The organism is Glutamicibacter halophytocola (assembly GCF_001302565.1).
GTDB classification, from domain to species: Bacteria; Actinomycetota; Actinomycetes; order Actinomycetales; family Micrococcaceae; genus Glutamicibacter; species Glutamicibacter halophytocola.
Genome location: NZ_CP012750.1, coordinates 2,703,517 through 2,723,000 on the forward strand (window position 1 = coordinate 2,703,517; position 19,484 = coordinate 2,723,000).

General features: G+C 60.5%; 16 protein-coding genes. 8 read left to right on the top strand and 8 right to left on the bottom strand.

The window, feature by feature from the left end; all coding sequences use genetic code 11:
* Positions 1 to 1,608 carry a sodium-dependent transporter gene (locus AOZ07_RS12520; RefSeq protein ID WP_060702289.1) on the bottom strand — a complete coding sequence of 536 codons (1,608 nt, stop codon included), beginning with the start codon at positions 1,606 to 1,608 and terminating at the stop codon, positions 1 to 3.
* Between the two features lie 114 nt (positions 1,609 to 1,722).
* Between AOZ07_RS12520 and AOZ07_RS12525 the strand changes: the two genes are divergently transcribed.
* Genes AOZ07_RS12525 through AOZ07_RS12535 form a run of 3 tightly spaced genes read left to right on the top strand, consistent with a single transcriptional unit; the run spans position 1,723 to position 4,092 of the window.
* The gene (locus AOZ07_RS12525; RefSeq protein WP_060702290.1) at positions 1,723 to 3,126 is read left to right on the top strand and encodes a PucR family transcriptional regulator; all 1,404 of its coding nucleotides are present in this window, start codon (positions 1,723 to 1,725) and stop codon (positions 3,124 to 3,126) included.
* Between the two features lie 19 nt (positions 3,127 to 3,145).
* On the top strand, positions 3,146 to 3,580 hold the full coding sequence (locus AOZ07_RS12530; protein ID WP_060702291.1) for a hypothetical protein: 435 nt from the start codon (positions 3,146 to 3,148) through the stop codon (positions 3,578 to 3,580).
* On the top strand, positions 3,580 to 4,092 hold the full coding sequence (locus tag AOZ07_RS12535) for an HIT family protein (protein WP_060702292.1): 513 nt from the start codon (positions 3,580 to 3,582) through the stop codon (positions 4,090 to 4,092). The genes AOZ07_RS12530 and AOZ07_RS12535 overlap by 1 nt, the downstream gene beginning before the upstream one ends.
* A gap of 86 nt (positions 4,093 to 4,178) precedes the next feature.
* On the opposite strand, the gene AOZ07_RS12540 is transcribed toward AOZ07_RS12535, so the two are convergent.
* Positions 4,179 to 5,276 carry a polyprenyl synthetase family protein gene (locus AOZ07_RS12540; protein ID WP_060702293.1) on the bottom strand — a complete coding sequence of 366 codons (1,098 nt, stop codon included), beginning with the start codon at positions 5,274 to 5,276 and terminating at the stop codon, positions 4,179 to 4,181.
* A gap of 289 nt (positions 5,277 to 5,565) precedes the next feature.
* On the opposite strand from AOZ07_RS12540, the gene AOZ07_RS12545 reads away from it, so the two are divergent.
* The 4 genes from AOZ07_RS12545 (at position 5,566) to AOZ07_RS12560 (ending at position 9,565) form a co-directional block, all read left to right on the top strand.
* Positions 5,566 to 6,903 (top strand): isochorismate synthase, encoded by a 1,338-nt coding sequence (locus AOZ07_RS12545; protein ID WP_060702294.1) that lies wholly within the window; start codon positions 5,566 to 5,568, stop codon positions 6,901 to 6,903.
* Between the two features lie 172 nt (positions 6,904 to 7,075).
* Positions 7,076 to 7,864, top strand: coding sequence for an ABC transporter substrate-binding protein (locus tag AOZ07_RS12550; RefSeq protein WP_060702295.1), 789 nt, complete (start codon positions 7,076 to 7,078; stop codon positions 7,862 to 7,864).
* A gap of 112 nt (positions 7,865 to 7,976) precedes the next feature.
* Positions 7,977 to 8,768 carry an amino acid ABC transporter permease gene (locus AOZ07_RS12555; RefSeq protein ID WP_060702296.1) on the top strand — a complete coding sequence of 264 codons (792 nt, stop codon included), beginning with the start codon at positions 7,977 to 7,979 and terminating at the stop codon, positions 8,766 to 8,768.
* 14 nt (positions 8,769 to 8,782) lie between these two features.
* Positions 8,783 to 9,565 (top strand): amino acid ABC transporter ATP-binding protein, encoded by a 783-nt coding sequence (locus AOZ07_RS12560; protein ID WP_060702297.1) that lies wholly within the window; start codon positions 8,783 to 8,785, stop codon positions 9,563 to 9,565.
* Positions 9,566 to 9,652: 87 nt separating this feature from the next.
* Here the strand turns inward: AOZ07_RS12560 and menD are convergent, their stop codons facing one another.
* The 3 genes from menD to AOZ07_RS12575 form a co-directional block, all read right to left on the bottom strand.
* On the bottom strand, positions 9,653 to 11,356 hold the full coding sequence (menD, locus tag AOZ07_RS12565) for a 2-succinyl-5-enolpyruvyl-6-hydroxy-3-cyclohexene-1-carboxylic-acid synthase (protein ID WP_098945510.1): 1,704 nt from the start codon (positions 11,354 to 11,356) through the stop codon (positions 9,653 to 9,655).
* 147 nt (positions 11,357 to 11,503) lie between these two features.
* Positions 11,504 to 13,615, bottom strand: coding sequence for a PhoX family protein (locus AOZ07_RS12570; protein ID WP_060702298.1), 2,112 nt, complete (start codon positions 13,613 to 13,615; stop codon positions 11,504 to 11,506).
* A gap of 123 nt (positions 13,616 to 13,738) precedes the next feature.
* Positions 13,739 to 14,734 carry an o-succinylbenzoate synthase gene (locus tag AOZ07_RS12575; RefSeq protein ID WP_060702299.1) on the bottom strand — a complete coding sequence of 332 codons (996 nt, stop codon included), beginning with the start codon at positions 14,732 to 14,734 and terminating at the stop codon, positions 13,739 to 13,741.
* Positions 14,735 to 14,814: 80 nt separating this feature from the next.
* On the opposite strand from AOZ07_RS12575, the gene AOZ07_RS12580 reads away from it, so the two are divergent.
* Entirely contained in the window at positions 14,815 to 15,690 is an 876-nt protein-coding gene (locus AOZ07_RS12580; protein ID WP_060702300.1) for a phosphatase PAP2 family protein, read from the top strand.
* 17 nt (positions 15,691 to 15,707) lie between these two features.
* On the opposite strand, the gene AOZ07_RS12585 is transcribed toward AOZ07_RS12580, so the two are convergent.
* The 3 genes from AOZ07_RS12585 to AOZ07_RS12595 form a co-directional block, all read right to left on the bottom strand.
* A complete protein-coding gene (locus tag AOZ07_RS12585) occupies positions 15,708 to 16,724 on the bottom strand; it encodes a DUF3093 family protein (protein WP_171919761.1) in 1,017 nt (338 codons plus the stop codon).
* A gap of 239 nt (positions 16,725 to 16,963) precedes the next feature.
* Positions 16,964 to 18,400 (bottom strand): dihydrolipoamide acetyltransferase family protein, encoded by a 1,437-nt coding sequence (locus AOZ07_RS12590; RefSeq protein ID WP_060702302.1) that lies wholly within the window; start codon positions 18,398 to 18,400, stop codon positions 16,964 to 16,966.
* Positions 18,401 to 19,483, bottom strand: a complete 1,083-nt coding sequence (locus AOZ07_RS12595) for an alpha-ketoacid dehydrogenase subunit beta (protein ID WP_060702303.1) — start codon at positions 19,481 to 19,483, stop codon at positions 18,401 to 18,403.
* Position 19,484: the final 1 nt, after the last annotated feature.

Genomic DNA, 19,484 nt, shown 5'->3' on the forward strand with positions numbered 1-19,484 from the left:
CTAGTATTCCTTTCCGGCTGGTTCGGGGAGTTCTTCGGCTTCAACGTTCTGCTGATGCACTTTGAACTCCGGGTCGTTGGCCTTCGAGTTCTTGCTCCATGGAATCAAGGAGAGCACCAGGGCGCCGACGATCAGCAGTCCGGCCATGCCCCAGCCGAAGATTCCGTTGAACCACAGCGGGTATCCGGAGTACGACTCACTGATCTTGGACTGCACTTCGTTGATCAGCATGTAGCCAAGGGCCGCTGGGCCGATGCCGCCAACCAGGACCTTCCAAGCGGTGCCCAGCTTGATGGAGCTGTGGCGGTTCATGTGCTTGGCCAGCTTTGGCAGCATGCCAAGGCCTGCCCCGAAGACGATGACCAGCACCAGTGCACAGGCCAGGATGCCGAACTGGTTCACGAAGGCGTCCATGGTATCCAGCAGGTACAGGCCTGTGGTGGTTGGGAACAAGATCAGCGAAATGATTGCCACCGGGACAACAACGACCAAGGTGGCCGGGGTGCGCTTCCAACCCAGCTTGTCCTGGAAGGCCGCCACGATCACTTCGAGAATCGAGATCAGCGAGGTCAGGCCAGCGAAGACCAGCGAGCCGAAGAACAGCACGCCAATCAGCCCGCCCAGCGGCGCCTGCGAGACGATGGTCGGGAAGGCAATGAAGGCCAGGCCGATGCCGCTGGTGGCCACCTCATCAACGCTGGAGCCGGCGTTGTGCGCCATGAAGCCCAGGGCAGCGAAGACGCCGATACCGGCTAGCAGTTCAAAACTGGAGTTGGCGAACGCTACGACGTAGCCCGAACCGGTCAAATCGCTCTTGCGCTTCATGTATGACGAATAAGTCACCATGATGCCGAAGGCCACGGACAGCGAGAAGAAGATATGGCCGAAGGCGGCAGCCCAGACTGCAGGATTCTGCAGCGCTTCGAAGTCCGGGGTGAAGAAGGAGTTCAGGCCGTCAATTGCGCCCGGCAGGAACACGGACTGGACAACAAGGATCAAGAACATCACGATCAGCAATGGCATGAAAATGCCATTGGCACGGGAGATGCCCTTGTTAACGCCGGCCACCATGATCACGATGGCGACAAGCCACACGATCAGCATCGGGGTGAAAATATTGCCGACGAAGTCAAAGGAGACATTGACGTCGTCCGAGACTTTCAGGAAGTCCTGCATGAAGAAGCCGGAAGCTCCCTCTGCATTTTTCTCCCAGGCCTTGGTGATGGAGAACCAGCAATACATGGCGGCCCAGGCGATGATGGCTGCGTAGTAGATGGCGATAATGAAGCAGATCAGCACCTGCCACCAGCCGAGCATTTCGGTTTTCCGGTTGGCCCGCCGGTAGGCCAGCGGAGCCGAGCCGCGGTAGCGGTGGCCGATCGAGTAGTCGAGGAACAGCAGTGGAATACCTGCGCAGAGGATAGCTACGAGGTATGGGATCAGGAATGCACCGCCGCCGTTCTCGTAGGCGACGTACGGGAAACGCCAAATATTTCCCAGTCCAACGGCCGAACCAACCGCAGAAAGAATGAAGAGCTTTCGTGAACTGAAAGTCTCACGCTTTTCGGATGCGAGTGGAGCGCCCTGTTTTGAAGATGGAGAGCTCATGTGTCTAAGCTACTGCAAAAAGTTCACATTCTGGTCAATTTTCGGTAACGCGTGTCCATTATTTGAGCAAATTGCTGAAATGGGAACCATCCGCAGGCCAACTAGAATGGCTCCATGGCAATTAGTTTACGCGGACTGCTGGAGCATGACGAGCTCGATCTCCGCCCGATGACCGAACATACCCATCGCGACGACATGGTCATCACCTGGTCAGCCATCACCGAGCTGCTGGACCCGTCCAAGTTCCTCACCGGCCGCGAAATCGTCTTGACCACCGGGGTGCGCCAGAAAACCAAGGCCGCGCAACGGGAATTTGTGCGCGTGCTTGCCGCCAATGATGCGGTGGCCCTGGGATTCGGCACCGGACTGGAACATGCCTCCGTGCCTGAAGCCACCATCGTCGCGGCCCGCGAAGTCGGGCTGCCTGTCTTCGAGGTCCCCTACCAGGTTCCCTTCGCCGCCATTACCCGGCTCATCGCTGAAGCCATGAATGCCGAGCATCTCAAGCGCGTGGAGAACTTGCTCAAATCGCACCAGAAGCTGGCTCGTTCCCTGCTCTCCTCCGACCTCGATAGCATGCTCGATGAACTGGCCCGCATGCTCGGGACGGACGTGGCGTTAAGTCTTCACGGCGAGGTGATCAGCGGCGATCATGACCCCGAACGCAACTGGCACGAACTGCCGGTGGCCACGGGCTTGCGTGATAAATGCATCCTGCATCTGGCAGAACCCTATGTGCATGATCCGGTCGTGGATTATGCCCAGTCCCTGATCGGCCTGGAGATGGCCAACAAGTCGCGGCTGCGCGCCTCGCAGCGCCAGGCCAATGGCCAGGTGCTCGCCGACTTGGCTGCCGGCACCCTGGTCGGGGCCGACGCCGCCGGGCGCCTTGGCGCCTTGGGCCTAAATCCGCAGCGCGAGCACTCGGTCATCCTGGTGCAGGCCTCCACCCAGGCCGAGCGCTTGCAGACCTTGCCCCTGCCCGCGGATCTTTCCTCCCAGGTTTCAGCGATGATGGAAGGCCGCTTGGCGGTGATCGTTGCGCACAGCAAGGTCCAGCTGTCCATCAAGCATCTCGATGAGTATCTTCAGGCCGCCGGGATCTCGGCCCGGGTCGGATATGGCGGCCGCTACTCGAATACCACCGGTATCCGCTGGAGCTATTTCGAGGCGCTCGAATCCCTGCGCCACGGCGAGCGCATCAACGTCCCCACCAAGCTCTCGCTCACCTCCCTGCTCCTGGCCGCCAGGGATGTGCCGCTGCAGGACCTGGCCGCAGAAGCACTCGGGCCGCTGCAGGACTTTGATTCCACCCATGATTCAGATCTCCTGCTGACGCTGCGCGAGTACCTGAACCGCGATGGCTCGGTAGGCGCCGTAGCCGAAGCGCTGGGCCTGCACCGCAATACCGTGCGCTACCGCATGCAGCAGATTTCGGAGCTCTCGGGCTACGACCCGAATGTGACAAGCGACCGAGTCCAGCTGTGGATCGCGTTGAGCGCACTTGAGCTTGGCTAATCTCGAATAGGATTAACACATGGCTGACATGTTTCTAGAGAAGTTCCGTTCCTTGGTCCCCAAATATTTGGATGACCAGTGGAATGAAGCCGACGGGCTCAACGGCGAAGAACTGCGTGACGCCCTAGCCCAGTCCAAGGTATCCATTCCCTTTGTGCTCGAGGAGTTCTACCTGGCGCTGGGCAACAATGAAGATTTCATGGAGGCCTACCACTACTTCTTCGACCCCGAGGAATTGGAAATCGAAGACGGCCACCTGTTGTTCCTGGAAGACGAAGAAGAAAAGTTCGTCTGGGCCTTCAAGGCCTCGCAGCTGGATGTTCCCGATCCCATCGTTTACCGCCGCAACAACGCCAAGGGCACATGGACCAGCGAAGAAGGCACGTTCAGCGAATTCACGCTGGACATGTTCGCATGGGTCTTTGACGAATTGGCAGCCGAACTGGAGGATTAGTGCTCCACCGTTCCCATCAGCCGGCCGAGTACCAGTGCCCTTTCTGCGAACTGGTGCAGGATCTGCCGTTCAGCCAGGACAATCTTTGCGCGCCTACCGATCTGATCTATCAGACCGGCTTGGTGGCGGCGATCATGGCCTGTGATGGGTTCGGAAACTATGGCGGGCATGCCATGATCATTCCCACCCGGCATCTGGAAGCGCTCTACGACCTGGATGATGCCACCGGCGCGGCCATCATGAAGGAAACCAAGCGCGTGGCATTGGCCATGAAGCTGGCGTGGGATCCGGAAGGCACCAGCACCCGGCAGCACAATGAGCCCGCGGGAAACCAGCATGTCTGGCATTACCACCAGCACGTATTTCCCCGCTATCACGATGACCAGCTGTATCAGCAGCTGCGCCATCGGGTCTCGATAGAGGAACGGGCATTGAAGGCGCAGCAGCTGCGCCAGGCGCTCTTTTCCCCGGAGCACCCTGAACCGCTGCAAGCTTCGGAAGTAATCCGTTGACGAGATGATTCGGCTGGTTAAACACCGCAGCGCATGAAGACCGTGATCTTCATGCGCTGCGGTGTTTTCAGTCTTTCGAATCCTGCTCAGGCGTCGCGGGTCACCACGGCGTCGGCGAAGGAGATCAACGCCTGCTTCACGGTGCCTTCCGGCAACGGCGCCAGCGATTGGATCGCGTCATCGGCCCACTGTCGTGCGGCCTTCCACGCATCGTGCAGTACCGAGTGCGCGCGAACGGCTTCAACGGCCTTGGCCAGTGCCTCATCCGTGGAAAGGTCGGCATCCACCAGGGCCACGGCCTGCGCGGCTTGCTCATCACCGGCTGCGGCGGCCTGGCGCAACAGCAGGATCGGCAAGGTCGGGACGCCTTCACGCAAATCAGTGCCCGGGGTCTTGCCCGAGTCGGCCTTCTCGGAGGCCAGGTCAATGACGTCGTCAGCTACCTGGAAGGCGACGCCCACCTTTTCACCGTACTCGCGCAGTACCTCGATGAACTCCGGCGCTCCGCCAAAGCGCGCGCCAAAGGCTCCGGAGGTGGAAAGCAGGGAGGCGGTCTTGTCGCTGATGACCTGCAGGTGGTGCTCGATCTCGTCGTCGCCTTCACGCGGCCCGATGGATTCGTGCAGCTGGCCCAGGCACAGGCGCTCGAAGGTGCGCGACTGCCACATCACTGCTTCAGGACCAAGGTCGGCGCCGAAGACCGAGGCCCGGGCGAAGATGAGGTCCCCCGCCAGAATGGCAACGGAGTTGCCCCAGACCTCGTGGGCAGTGGGAGCACCGCGGCGCAGCGGAGCGGAGTCCATCACGTCGTCGTGGTACAGGGTTGCCAGGTGGGTCAGTTCCACGACGGCTGCGGCCTTGATCACTTCATCGGTCACGCCGTGGCCGAGCAGGGAGGTGAGCAGCACCAAGAGCGGGCGCACCCGCTTGCCGCCGGCTTCGACCAGGTGCCGGCTGGAGGCATCGATCAACGGGTCGGAATTGGCCAGCGCATCGCGCAGCAGCTTCTCGACCTTGGCCATGCCGATGGAAATCGCCGGCCCGAAGTCCGGGTCCTCGGCAAGCATCGCAAAGCCCGAGGGAAGATTAATAGCCGCAGCTAATGCAGCGGTTTCAGGATTCAGCTCAATCGAGTCCGACACTTCATGTCCGGCTGCGGTCCAGTTGCTCTTCGAATCAGTCACTGTTCTACGGCTTACTTATCTTTCATCGGGGTGGCCATCGCGGTATGCGAAGACTTTGGCGCCTGCAATATGCAGACAAACATCTCTTCACTCTAGCCGATGCTGTCCACCACTGGATGCTGGCACGGTGCAACGCGCACGTGCAGGCTGGCCAGCGACCTAGCAGTTCGTTCTAGAGTTTACCGGCTCAGGCCAGCAGTTATCACCAGACCCGCCATAACTCACAGTCGTGACTGGGGACACCTGCTCGGCGTTTTCCCCGGCATCGCGCGGTAGGCTTAGCCTTATCATGTCTGCAGATTCGCCCGTTCTCAGCGCCAGCGCCCATCAGCTGTCGGCCCCTAGTCTCACCAGCATCACCTTTGAATATGTCGATGCTCCGCAAACGCTGCTTGGCGACTCATTGCGTCACCGAAGCCTGGTTTGGACCCGCAATGGGCATGGCCTGGTCGGTTTTGGCACCGCTGCCCGCTTGCATACCCATGGCGAGGAACGCTTCGCACGGGCCCGCGCATGGTTTGCGCAGATCATCGAGAACGCCCGGATCATCGACCCGCTGAATCGCCCGGGCACCGGCCTGGTCAGCTTCGGCTCCTTCGCGTTCTCCTTCACCAGCGTTTTCGAATCCCGCATGATCATTCCCCAGCTGGTCATTGGCCGCGATGAGCAGACCGCATGGATCACCCTCACCGGCACCGCCGAGGAACTCGATGGCGTCACCTACGAACAGGCCTTGGCTCGCGCGTCGGCCTTGATGGCCGATGCCGCCATTCCCGAGGCAGCTGCCGGCAGCATCAAGCTGACCAGCGGGCAGTTGACCGCCGGCTCCTATGTCGAGGCCGTTAAAAAGGCCCTGCGGCATTTTGACGAGCGAGGCATTTCGAAGCTGGTGCTGGCCCGGGACGTGCTGGCCCACAGCAGCACGCCGATCGATTTGTCCAAGGTCGTCCTTGCCTTGACCGAGCGCTACGGCAATTGCTGGACCTACAGCGTTGACGGCTTGGTCGGCGCAACTCCCGAGATGCTGGTGCGGGTCACCGATGGCTTGGCCGAGGCGCGCGTGTTGGCCGGAACCCTGGACCGCGCAGCGGCCGGGGCCGATGATCCGGGCTTTGCACAGCACCGCCTTTTCGAGGACCCGAAGCAGCGCAATGAGCACCAGCTGGCCATTGACTCGTTGACCCATTCGCTGAATCCTATTTCGCACGGCATGAGCGCACCGGAAGAGCCATTCATTTTGCAGTTGCCCAATGTGTGGCATTTGGCCAGTGACGTGCGGGCCCAATTGCGCGCGGATACGACCGGCGCGTTGCCGTCGGCCTTGGATGTTGCCGAAATCTTCCATCCAACTGCGGCGGTGTGCGGAACCCCGACGAAAAAGGCCGGGGTGCTCCTGCGTGAATTGGAAGGCATGGACCGCGGACCCTACGCCGGTCCCGTGGGCTGGGTTGACAGCCGTGGCGATGGGGAATTCGGCATCGCCTTGCGCGGTGGAATCCTGGAGGACGAGAAGCTCATGCGCTTGTACGCCGGCTGCGGCATCGTTCCCGGCTCGGTTCCGGAAGATGAGTTGGCCGAGTCGTGGGCAAAAATGCGCCCTATGCGCCAGGCTCTGGGCGCCGAATAGCCCACCTGCCAACGTGGCCAGAGTGGATGATCTGCCTGATTTTCCAAAGCATAAGTTCTCCTTACTCTCGATAGCAGTTGTGTGAAGTGCGTCTCGTGCTGGTGCTGTCGCGGTTATGATTGGGGCATCGCAGTGATCCACTCGCAATGACCCGAAAGTAGGTTTTGATCCTATGCGTAGCCCCAAGAAAAAATTCGCAGCCGCCGTCGCGCTCAGCTCCGTAGCACTTCTAGCCATGACCGCCTGCGGTTCCGATAGCGGCTCCAGCTCGGAGTCCGAAGGCGCATCCTTCCCGATCAACGAGGGCAAGCTGACCATTTGCTCGGATATCCCCTACGAGCCATTTGAATTCGTCAAGGACGGCAAAAACGTCGGCTTCGACATGGATGTCGCGGCGGAAATCGCCAAGGACGCCAAGCTGGAACTCAATGTCATCGACGCCAGCTTCGACTCCATCGAATCCGGTCTGTTCAGCACCCAGTGCGACATCGCCATTTCCTCGATCTCCATCACCGACGCTCGCAAGGAGAAGATGGACTTCTCCACCCCTTACATGGATGACGACCTGGTCCTGATCGCCAAGAACGGCTCGGGCATCACCGACCTGGAAACTGCCAAGGACAAGAAGGTTGGCGTCCAGCAGGCTACCACCGGTGAAAAGTACGGCAAGGAACAGGGCCTCAAGAACTTGGTCGGCTTCGAAGATGCCGGATTGCAGACCCAGGCACTGCTGGCAAACCAGGTTGAAGCCGTATTGGGCAACCAATCGGTTCTTGGCTACGCGGTAAAGGACAAGCCAGATTACAAGGCTGTCGCCAACTTCAAGACCGGCGAACAACTCGGTGTTGCCGTTCCGAAGGACAATGCAGACACCCTGGAATTGGTCAATGGAACGCTCAAGCGCTTGACCGATGAAGGAACCATGGAAGAACTGACCGTGAAGTGGTTCGGCGAAAAGTAATTTTCCGCTGAACACGGATTGATCTACCGGGCGGGGGTTCGCGACGCAATGAATGCCGCTGGGCATAGTTGCCGCCCGAATCCCCGCTACCTTTACGAGAGGTACAAAACCAATGGCAATGACTACTAGTCAGCGCGCCCGGATGAGCAAAACCATTCAAATTGTGCTCTTCTTTGTCATCATCATCGCTCTTGCTGCGCTTGTTGACTGGAAAAAAGCATCCTACGCTTTCTTCTCCTTCGACAAGCTCGGACCGATGTTCCCCGACATGATTCTGGTCGGCCTGAAGAATACGATCTTCTACACCATCATTTCCTTCGCTTTCGGCCTAGCCCTGGGTCTAATCTTGGCCCTCATGAAGATGGCGTCCTTCGCGCCGTACCGGTGGTTCGCCACCGCTTTCATTGAGTTCTTCCGCGGCATCCCAGCCATACTGGTCCTTTTGGCCTTTGGCCTGGGTTTGCCACAGGCATTCGGCACGCAATGGCCACAGTCGGTAAACGTCATGTGCGCTCTGGGTCTAGTCTCGGCAGCCTACATCGCTGAAACCCTGCGCGCCGGTTTGCAGGCCGTTCCCAAGGGGCAAACGGAAGCTGCTCGTTCCCTGGGCATGCCAGCATGGCGGGCCATGGTCACCATTGTCATCCCGCAGGCGTTCAAGATCGTCCTGCCTCCGATGACCAATGAAATCATCTTGCTGACCAAGGACACTTCCTTGGCCTTTATCCTCGGTGCAACGATTACCCAGTACGAAATGACCAAATTCGGCCGCGACGGCATTACACAGCTGGACGCAGGCATCACCCCGCTGGTCGTGGCTGGCCTGTTCTACCTGGTGATCACCATTCCGCTGAGCTTGGTAGCCCGCAAATTCGAATCTCGCACGGCGAAGACAAAGCGCTAGGAAGGTAGTGGAAAATGTCAACTGAATCTAGTGAACTTTCGGCGCACGCCGCAGGCGTGGAGATCACCGGCCTGCGCAAATCCTACGGCGATAACGAGGTGCTCAAGGGCATCGATCTGAACGTCAAGCCCGGCGAGGTAGTTTGCCTCATCGGTCCCTCGGGCTCAGGCAAGTCCACCCTGTTGCGCTGTGTGAATCTGCTGGAAAAGCCCAATGGGGGAACCATCACGGTCGGCGGCTTTGCGGTCACCGACCCAGAGGTGAATCTGGATAAGATGCGCCAGCAAGTGGGCATGGTCTTCCAGCAGTTCAACCTCTTCCCGCACCTGACGGTGCTGGAGAACTGCACGGTTTCCCCGATCAAGGTGCTCAAGCGCAAAAAGGCCGACGCGGAGAAAGTCGCGCTGGGACACTTGGCGCGAGTGGGACTAGGCGATTTCGGAGATCGCTACCCTGATCAGCTTTCCGGCGGCCAGCAGCAGCGTGTGGCCATCGCCCGCGCCCTGTCCATGGAACCAACCCTGATGCTCTTCGACGAGCCCACCAGCGCGTTGGATCCTGAAACCGTCGGCGAGGTACTGGCTATCATGAAGAATCTGGCCAATGCCGGCATGACCATGCTGGTGGTAACCCACGAGATGGCATTCGCCAAGGAAGTGGCGGACAGGGTGTTCTTCATGGACGGCGGCGTCGTGGTGGAAGAAGGCAAGGCAGCGGATGTCATTGGCAATCCGCAGCAGCCAAGGACCCAGGACTTCCTGCGCCGAGTCTTGGATCCGACCCACGTCGATATCTAGGCAAAGTTAATACGATTCATCCCTTGCACCGGGTTCCGTCAGGTCCTCGCTGCAAGGGATGAGTTGTTTCTGCAGTCAATCAAAGAGTTACGATCCAGGCCAGGACAGCTGCCCGATCCTGTGATTGAGCTCCTGGCTATCTGCCCGCAGGTGATCTCTCGACGCGGGTACCTCGATCAAGCGCAGCCTGGCTCCCCCGGTTTGCTCCAGCAGGTTTTTCAGCTCAGCTTTTGTCGTGGCGCGTTCATACTGCCACCCATAGGCCTTGGCCAGGCACTGAATATCAAACTGCTGCGGTGTGGCGAATAGTCGCTCCACGGCGTCGGCATAACGCCCGGAACCATCAACTGCTCCGTGCTCCAATGTGGAGAAGATGGCGCCGCCGGCGTCGTTGTACACCACCACGTCCAGTTGCGGCTGCGGCTCTCCCGGAGTCCACGACAGCGCGCTGGCGTCATGGGCGAAGGTAATGTCGCCCATCACTGCCACGGTCCGCCGCCCGCTTCCAACGGCCAGTCCCAGCGCGGTGGAGATTGTTCCGTCGATGCCGGCCAAACCGCGATTGGCGTACACGGTGGCCTGATCAGCGGCACCCGGGCGGGCAGCCAGGTCGAAATCGCGAACGATATTCGAGGAGCCCAGCAGGAGCACGTGGGGTTGGCCCTCCCAGATCGCTTCGGCAACGTCAAGTCCGTTGATAGCGCCGTCGCGCTTCAAATCGCCGCGAAGGCCCTGGGCCCGGGCATCAAGTTCTTGCCAAGCCCCCAGCCAGCCGCTTGGTGCGGTTCCTGCGAATTCCTGAAGCTCATTCCACTGGCTGATCGGGGTTTCGCGGCGGCGGCCAGGCTCGTACCACGCCACAGGCGCAGGCTGCCAGATGGCGGATTGGATTTTCGGATCGGCCAAGAGCTTTGCAACAGGGCGGCTGAGGGTTGGGCGGCCGAAGAGCACAACCCGTTCAATGCGTTGCGCGCCGGCAGCGATCAGCGGACGGTAGTGGGTGATGGCATGAGCCGAGAACCGGGCATTGGAGGACGGCTCGGCGAACAGCGGCAGGCCCAATCCCTGGGCGAACGCCTGCGCCTGCGCCCCCGCCCCGTGTCCAGCCACCACGACGGTTCGCCGGAGGGGCAGGCCTGCGGCCAGCGCCGGCGCAGCCGCGGATAGCGCATCGCCGGCAGCAGGCCAGAGGCCAGGCTGGATCCGGGTCCAGTACTGGTGCCCGATGCTCTCATTTTCTGCCGGAATGAGCGGATCCCGGAATTGCAGATTCAGTTGGACCGGGCCAGCGGGGAACAGCCCGGTGCCCTGTAATGCTTCCAGCGCTTGTTCAACGCAGGCACCGGCCTGGTGACCGGCAGGCACGTTGATCGCCACGCGCACGTGGTCGCCGAAAAGCGCCTTTTGCTTTGTGCTCTGGCTGGCCCCGGTCCCATGCAATTCATCCGGGCGGTCTGCCGAAAGAACGAGCAGTGGCGTGGAAGTGTGGTTGGCTTCCATCACCGCCGGAAGCATCTGGCCGATGGCCGTGCCGCTGGTGGCTGCAAGGGCTACCGGCGTTGCGGTGCTTTGCGCCAGGCCCAGGGCCATAAAAGCCGCCGAACGTTCATCGATTCGCACATGGACCCTGAGCAGCCCAGCAAATTCAGCTTCCGCCGCGGCATAGGCCAGTGGCGCACTGCGCGAGCCGGGAGAAATGACCAGGTCCCGGATACCCGCTTGAATCAGAGTGCCGAGCACCGCACGAGCCGTGGTGATGGCCAATTGCTGATCTGGTTGCTGCAATCCCACGCGGTGTGGCTCCTTCGATTCCTATGCTGCGGCAGTTCTCCCAGTCTATGCCTTGGCACCGGTTCACGTGGTACGACGATGCGCAAAGGCGCCAGGGCGATCGGTGTTCCGATCGTCCTGGCGCCTCAGGGCCAAAGAAGCTGCAGGCTACTTGTTCTTGCCCTTGCCCTTGCCATGCCCGTTGCCCGGGTGCGAGTCTTCCTTGAAGACCTGCACCACGCTTGGCCGCGGACCATAGAACTGGCCCGCCGAAGCCGCCGCCGAGTTGGCCAGGTAGTCCGGGAACAACGACGTTGGTGCAGCGTAGGTTCCGCCTTCACCCGGGTGCTGGACCGCGACAAATACCGAGTCGTCCTTGTCGTGGATCAGCGGGCCGCAGGTCTCCGCGCCGGTTGGCACGGCGAGGAACTGCTCGACTCGGCCACGGTCCTTGCCGGTCAGGGTGACCTTGTGCAGGGCATCCGAGTAGCCGATGGTGCTTGGAGCGCCGTCAGTGGAGATCCACAGGTTGCCTTTCGAGTCGAAAGCCAGGTTATCCGGGCAGGAAATTGGCGAGACCTTGTCGGTGGGGTAACCGGAGAAGTAGGTGGAACCGTTGACCTTGGGATCGCCGGCGACCAGCAGGATGTTCCAGGTGAACTTGGTACTGGTTGCGTCGTTGCCGGCTTCGGACAGTTCAATAATGTGGCCATCGCGGTTGGAGATGCGCGGGTTCGGCTCGGTGGCGCCTTCCTTGCCAGCCTTGCCGCGGTCCGAGTTGTTGGTCAGGGCCACGTAGAGCTTGCCGGAGATCGGGCTTGGCTCGACGTCTTCCGGGCGGTCCATCTTGGTTGCGCCCACCTTGTCAGCGGCCAGTCGGGTGTAGACCAGAACCTCTTCCACGCTCATGCCCTCGACCATGGAGGCACCGCCCTTGACCAGTGGCAGCCAGGTGCCGGCGCCATCGAAGGCGCCGTCGGATGGAACTTGGCCGCTGCCGTCGATTTCGCTTGCTGGCGAGTTGCCGTTGAACTGCGCGACGTACAGGTCGCCCTCGGAGAGCAGCTTCATGTTCTGCTGGCGGTCGTGCTTGGAATAGGTGCCCTTGGAGACAAACTTGTACAGGTACTCGAAGCGCGAGTCATCACCCGAGTAGGCCACGGCCTTGCCGTTCTTGGCGATGCGCACATTGGCGCCCTCGTGCTTGAAGCGGCCCAGGCTGGTGTGCTTGACCGGGGTGGACTTGGGATCCTGCGGATCGATCTCGATGACCCAGCCGAAGCGGTTTGCCTCGTTTTCGTAGCCTTCGTTGCCCAGGCCAAAGCGCGGATCGGTGTCTTCCCAGCCGCGCTCGGTGGCGCCGGTGCCGATACCGTAGCGCGCTTCCTCGGCGGTGCCCTTGCCGCTGAAGTACTGGTCAACGTTTTCTTCGCCGGAGAGAATGGTGCCCCATGGGGTGGTGCCGCCGGAGCAATTGTTCAAGGTGCCCAGGACCTTGGTTCCGGTCGGGTCGGCAACGGTCTTGAGCAGGTCGCTTCCGGCTGCCGGACCGTCCACGGTGAATTCAGTCTGCGCGGTAATGCGGCGGTTGCGCTCGCCGCCCTGGACGTAGCTCCACTTCTTGTCCTTCTTCTTGCGCTTGACCTCGACGACGCTGAAGCCGTGCGCGTTCATGGCGATGCGGCGGGCTTCATCCTTGTTCGCTTCGAACCAGGCAGCGTCAAACATCATGTCTTCGTTGGTGTATTCGTGGTTGGCTACCAGCACGCCGGTGCGGCCCGAGTACTTGTCAACGATGATGTCGAGGTAATCGCAGTTGTAGCCGAATTGTTCGGCCTGCTTGCGGGCGCTCTGCTTGGTGGCGTCGAATTGCGCGGTGTTCTTGAATAGCGGATCACCCCAGCGGATGATGGCATTCCAGTCATATCCTTCAGGAACGCTGACGTTGTCTACCGATCGGGACACCGGCTCAATGGCGTCGAAGGACAAGTGGCCGCCGGCGTTGTTGCCGTTCTTCAGCGGAACCAAAGGCGCCGCGCTGGCTTCTTGCGCGCCAAAGAGCTGTGGCCCGACAACCAAGGCCGACGCACCGATTGCGCCAAGGCCCAGCATGCTGCGGCGGGAGAGCGACTTGTCGGCGATGTCTTTGAAGTAGCTGTTGGTCGAGGTATTGCAATCCGGCTTTACGCAGGCATCTCCACATTTGAAGTGGCAGGTTGCTGCGGACCGTCCGCCGCGGGTATGGCCTAGCATTGGCAAAAGGGTACGGGTTGGATTCATGATCCATCACTTCCTCGGTTGGGGCTCGCTGTCAGGGGAACGACGCGATATGAGGTTTTCACCCTGAAGTGTGCAAAATGCAACGCCCAAGTTAACTGCGGGGAAATAGATGGTTGTTGGAAACTAGGCTTTGACTAGTTGTTCGTAGCACTGCTCGACTCTTCGTAACCACCAGTCAACCCGCTGCTGCTCGGGGCGCAGCTGCTTCAGTTTTCGGGGATCGGCGTCGATGCGCCGCACCGGAAGATAACCTGCGGTGGCCAGCAGCGGTTCGGCGCAGACATCATCGGCAAAAAGGGTTCCGGTGGAGAGCCCGCAGGCATAAGGCAGCTCGGGCAGTGCGCTAGCCAACGCAGCGGCCTGGGATAGGCCCACGGAGGTGTCCAAGGCGCTGGACACTACGACGTCGAGCTCCGCCTGTTGGGCAATGTCCAGGACGGCTCGGATTCCGCCCAGTGGCTGGGCTTTAATCACCATGAGGTCTGCGGCACCCAGCCGGGAGACTTCCAGCGGGTCGGTATGCTTGCGCACCGCTTCGTCGGCAGCAATTTTCAGGTCGATGCCTGCCGTGCGCAATTGTTCTCGCACCTCGGCCAAGCCGGTGATGCCGGGCACCGGCTGTTCAGCGTATTGCAGATCGAATTCGCTCAGGGCCTTGAGCGCATGGACCGCCTGGCCGATATCCCAGCCCATATTGGCATCAACCCGCAGCGCCGCCTGCGGATAGAGGCGACGGGCTTCTGCGACCCGGGCCAAGTCCTGCTCGAGCCCCTGGCCTTGTTCGGCGACCTTGATCTTGATGGTGTGCGGAGCATCGTACTTTTCCAGCACGGCCCCTACCTCGCTCGCCACTACCGCGGGCAAGGTTGCGTTGACTGGAATGGTGGTGCGCAGCGGTTCGGGAAAAGGCTGGTACGCAGCTTCAATGCCAGCGGACAGCCAGCGCGACGCCTCGGCTGGGGCGTATTCGACAAAGGCCGAGAATTCGCCCCACCCTTCGGGGCCTTCGATGAGCAGTGCTTCTCGCTGGGTGATTCCCCTGAATTTAACGCGCATCGGGAGGCGGACCACGTAGCTATGTGCCAGCAAGTCAGCCAGCGGTGGAAGTTCAAAGCTCATGTTCCAAGCCTAGCGAGCGTGGCCATGGTTACAGTGTCATCGGCTGACGTTTGACGGAGAAATTGTGCAAGGCTAGAGATATGCCTCGACATTCAGCAGCCACGCGCCCACACCACATTCGGTGGTGGCTGGCCTTGCTGCTGCTGGTCTCCTTCTTCTGCATCGAGTATTTTTTCTTTGTCCACCTTCGCGCGGGACAGTGGGCCGATCAGGCTGGGTTCATGGCTTGGTCCCAATGGTGGCCGCGGACCGAATTATTGGATCCGGTTCGTGAATTCCTTGATCTGCTTCCGGTAATTTGCGGCGCGATTGCCGCGATTTTCCTGCTCTACCGGGTGATCAGGGATCGCCGGTTCCTTCGTGCGACGGTGGCGATTCTGGCCTGCGCCGCGGCATTGGCCACTACGCAGTTGCTCAAGCATGAGGTCCTTGTCAGGCCGGATTTCAATTTTGGAACGACGGGCAATTCATTTCCCTCCGGGCACACCACCGCGGCGGCAGCGGCAATGGGATTGATGTATGTCATTTCTCCGCCCAGGCTGCGACCTGTGGTCCAGCCAATCGCATGGCTCTTTGCCACGATCACCGGTGTGGCCACTTTGGTGTGCGGTTGGCATCGGCCCAGCGACATCGCTGCCGGCTTCCTGGTGTCGGCCTTTTGGATGGTGCTGGCCAGCGCGGTCTTGCAACGCATCCAGCCGCTGAGCCACGAGGTGCGCAAGACCAGCTGGTCCAGGAGCGTCGGAGCAGCCAGCATCATCGTCTGGGCCATCATCATTGGCCTGTCATTTTTCCTGCCGCACCCGCATATCCAGAAGATCCCCGATGATTTGCAACTGGTTTACGCGTGCCTTGGAATCTTCCACGTCATTGCGGCCTCGCTGATCTCGTCGCTGGCCTTGCGCTCCGTGGTGATCGGGCCGATGCGAACCTTCCAGAAGCAAAAAGCCTCTTAGGCCGCCGGCAAAGGAAACTAGCAGGATCCGTTCTGCTGCATGCGCGCGTTCAGCTGCTCTGCGCCACGCTGGGAATTCGGAACGGTCACGGCAAATCTCGATGAATTCTTCAGCTCGAAGGCCAAGCCCTCATGACGCCGCAGCACCACGGCCGATCCGCCAGGAAAGAAGCGCCAGCCCCATCCGCCCCACGCCATGGGGTCAATTTCGGTGCTGGTCACCGATTGGATTTCCCCGGGCTTGATGGTGCGCAAAGGAAAGCCAAAGATGGCAGAAGCCACCCGAATGCGCTGTTCAGTGATGGTCACCCGGATCAAGCACAGTCCAAAGGTCAGCGGGGTAATAACCAGGCAAGTTGCCAGGCCGATCATGGCTGCGGTCCAATCCATCGCCCCTGGACGCATGGAGATTTCAAGGAGCAGGAATGCTCCTGTCCCTGCAACGACAATCCCGAGCGCCCACAGCCACCAAGGGGCCTTCATGGTTTCACTGAATTCAGTGCCGTCCGCACCCTGGGTGCTTCGAGGCGCGGGCGACGCGAGTCCTTGGCCCCGGTTGATTCGCGCCTGTCGCTCTTCTTGCACTTGCTTCGAATAGGACTGGTACACGCCGCAAATCCATAGGGGAACAAGGGACACCAGCGTGCAGGCCGCCATGGGGAGCATCCAGATGCCGATGACGGCAGTCTGAGGAGTTTCTGCAAGCGCGGTTGGAACCACCGAGCCGATGAAGACCCCTGCGGTGGTCCACGAAAGAAGGGAACCAATAAAGAGCAGGGCCAGCAACAAGGCCGGTTTGCTGCGTTGAGCCAATGAGCTCAACCCGATGATGGCTCCTGCGATACTCAGACCAATGGACACGGGAACAAGTACTCCAGTGCGGGTAAATCCGTCTGGGTAGGTGGATGACCAGTGCGTAGCGGTCATGCCTGGCAATCGATTGGCCAATGGGAGGTAGATGCCCAGGACGATGATCACAGGAAGGATCAAAAGAACATATAACCACGGCCGGTTCTTCACTGTCTGGATAACCATCCTCGTCCCATCCCTTATCCCAGTTGATCGATGCCCACTCCGGCGGAGCCACTGGCCCCGCGGATCTGTTCCCACCATGCAAGCTAATGCCCATCCTGTCCTATCAACACTAACTTGACATGCGAATAAATGATCAATCAATACTGAAATATCAGCAAAAAGGATGATGCCCGCCAAACCTCAAGGGTTCGACGGGCATCATTAGCACCGCTACGGCAAGCAGCTCCATGCCGTAGCGGCTACAACGTCGCCAGGGCCCGCTTCGGGTCGGTCATCGCATCGGCAACGTAGCGCAGGAACCCTGCAGCAGTGCCGCCGTCACAGACCCGATGATCAAAGCTCAGCGTCAATTCGCAGATGGAACGGACCTTGAGCCGCCCGTTGACAACCCATGGTTTGTCGATGATGCGCCCCAGGCCAAGAATGGCGGCCTCAGGATAATTGATGATCGCGGCCGAACCGTCGACATTGAAGACACCATAGTTATTGATCGTGAAGGTACTGCCCGAAAGGTCAGCCACACCCGCTTTGCCATCTCGGGCCACCGATGCCAGGCGCGCGAACTCGGCCGAAAGCTCCTGGGCATTGAGCTTATGGGCCCCTCGCACATTCGGCACCACCAGGCCGCGCTCGGTCTGCGCAGCAAAGCCAAGATTGACTCCCTCGAAGAGGGTATGCCGCAGGGAGCCGTCAGATTCGACCTCGATGCGGCTATTGAGTTCAGGGAAGCGTTGCAGCCCAGCCACGGCAAAGCGCGAAATCAACGCCATGACGCTCGGTGCTTGGCCCTCGGCTTCCTTGATCTTGGAGCGCAGCTTCAACAACTTCGTGACATCCACGTCGACCCACACGGTGGCCTCTGGGATCTCTCGACGCGAAGTGCTCATGGCGTGCGCAATGGTCTTTCGAACACCAGCCAGCAGCTCTGAGGAAGCCACAGGCAAGCCCGTGCGCGAATCCTTGTCCCCAACGTCAGCCGCCTGCCCGGGTATAGCTGCCGTCGCCGCCGAGGCTTGCGGCGAGCCAAGGGCCAACGAACCGCTGGCAGACGGTTCTTGAACTGGACGAGCCAGTGCGGCTTCAACATCGGAGCGCAGGATCAGCCCCTGCGGGCCGCTGCCCTTCACCGAGGAGATATCAAGTGAATTCTCGCGCGCCAGCTTGCGCACCAGCGGATTGATCACGCGAACCGCTTCTCGCGCTTCCTGGACTGCGACCGAATCTCCAGCGCCCATGGCCCGCGGCTTGCGCCGGCGGCTGGTCTTGCGCTGGGCCGAACCGGTGCCGTAGCCAATCAGGACATTGCCGCTGCCCTCGTCCTCTTCAGAATCCTGTGCGGCATGGCCCGCCGGCACCTGGGTTCCAGCCAGCTCTTCTTCCCGGTAGGACTGCGCGCGCTCGCCGTTGGACTCCGGCGCAGCAGCTGCCTCTTCCCCACCGGTATTCACGGAGATGAACGGCTCGTCCACCAGCATCATCTGGCCCGCTTCACCATGCAAGGTCGAGACGACGCCTTCGTAGGGACACGGGATCTCCACGAGGGACTTAGCCGTTTCCACTTCCGCAATCGGCTGATCCACCGCGACAATATCGCCGGCGGCAACCATCCAGCGCACGAGTTCCGCCTCAGTCAGTCCTTCGCCAAGGTCTGGCAATAAGAAGGTCTTGACAGTCATTTATGCCTCCCACTGAAGTTGATCGACGGCATCGAGGATGCGTTCGGCGCTGGGCAGATGGAACTTTTCCAGGGTTGGCGCTGGATATGGAATATCAAAGCCGGTCACCCGCAATACCGGCGCTGCCAGTGAATGGAAACAACGCTCCTGCACACGGGCAACGATTTCGCTGGCTACCGAAGCAAATCCCTGGGCTTCGGCCACCACGATGGCCCGACCGGTTTTGCGCACCGAAGCGCACACCGCCTCGTCATCAAAGGGAACGATGCTGCGCACGTCGATCACTTCCAGGTTGATGCCTTCTTCGGCGGCCATCTTGGCCGCCTCCATTGCGGTTGAGACGCTCGGCCCGTAGGTGATCAACGTGGCGTCGCTGCCGGCGCGAGCGATTCGTGCGCGGCCTTCAGTCGGTGCGCTCTTTTTTGCCTCGTACTCTTGAGCCAGCTGCTCTAGGTCCACCTGCTCCTTGGACCAGTACAGCTTCTTTGGCTCGAAGAAGACCACCGGATCATCCGAGTCAATGGCTTCACGCAGCATCAGGTAGGCGTCTTCCACGCAAGAGGGCGTGAATACTTTCAGGCCAGGTGTGTGGGCGTAGTAGCCTTCCGAGGAATCGCAGTGGTGCTCGACGCCGCCTACGCCGCCGGCGTAGGGAATGCGAATCACCATCGGCAGCGACAGCTTGCCCTGGGTGCGGTTGCGCATCTTGGCCACATGCGAAGCGACCTGTTCAAAGGCAGGATAGGCAAAAGCATCAAACTGCATTTCGATGACTGGGCGCATGCCGTTGATGGCCATGCCAACCGCCATGCCGACGATGCCTGATTCAGCCAACGGGGTGTCAAAACAGCGCTCGGCTCCGAAGCGGGCGGTCAGGCCATCGGTGATGCGGAAGACGCCACCGAGGGTTCCCACGTCCTCGCCAAAAATAACGACGGATTCATCAGCAACAAGCCCGTCGGCGAGCGCGGTGTTCAGGGCCTTGCCGAAGGTCACGGGCTGGTTTTCGCTGGCGGCTTTGGCAGCAGCACGTGCGGTAGCGGCACTCACATTGGGGTTGACGCGCGATGTCGTGGCGGTCATC

Bases quoted from the DNA above. Each gene is read 5' to 3' on its own strand.
- AOZ07_RS12550 (WP_060702295.1), top strand. From the start codon at position 7,076: ATGCGTAGCCCCAAGAAAAAATTCGCAGCCGCCGTCGCGCTCAGCTCC.
- AOZ07_RS12545 (WP_060702294.1), top strand. From the start codon at position 5,566: ATGTCTGCAGATTCGCCCGTTCTCAGCGCCAGCGCCCATCAGCTGTCG.
- AOZ07_RS12560 (WP_060702297.1), top strand. From the start codon at position 8,783: ATGTCAACTGAATCTAGTGAACTTTCGGCGCACGCCGCAGGCGTGGAG.
- AOZ07_RS12575 (WP_060702299.1), bottom strand. From the start codon at position 14,734: ATGAGCTTTGAACTTCCACCGCTGGCTGACTTGCTGGCACATAGCTAC.
- AOZ07_RS12525 (WP_060702290.1), top strand. From the start codon at position 1,723: ATGGCAATTAGTTTACGCGGACTGCTGGAGCATGACGAGCTCGATCTC.
- AOZ07_RS12520 (WP_060702289.1), bottom strand. From the start codon at position 1,608: ATGAGCTCTCCATCTTCAAAACAGGGCGCTCCACTCGCATCCGAAAAG.
- AOZ07_RS12570 (WP_060702298.1), bottom strand. From the start codon at position 13,615: ATGAATCCAACCCGTACCCTTTTGCCAATGCTAGGCCATACCCGCGGC.
- AOZ07_RS12590 (WP_060702302.1), bottom strand. From the start codon at position 18,400: ATGACTGTCAAGACCTTCTTATTGCCAGACCTTGGCGAAGGACTGACT.
- AOZ07_RS12580 (WP_060702300.1), top strand. From the start codon at position 14,815: ATGCCTCGACATTCAGCAGCCACGCGCCCACACCACATTCGGTGGTGG.
- AOZ07_RS12530 (WP_060702291.1), top strand. From the start codon at position 3,146: ATGGCTGACATGTTTCTAGAGAAGTTCCGTTCCTTGGTCCCCAAATAT.
- AOZ07_RS12555 (WP_060702296.1), top strand. From the start codon at position 7,977: ATGGCAATGACTACTAGTCAGCGCGCCCGGATGAGCAAAACCATTCAA.
- AOZ07_RS12595 (WP_060702303.1), bottom strand. From the start codon at position 19,483: ATGACCGCCACGACATCGCGCGTCAACCCCAATGTGAGTGCCGCTACC.
- AOZ07_RS12585 (WP_171919761.1), bottom strand. From the start codon at position 16,724: ATGGTTATCCAGACAGTGAAGAACCGGCCGTGGTTATATGTTCTTTTG.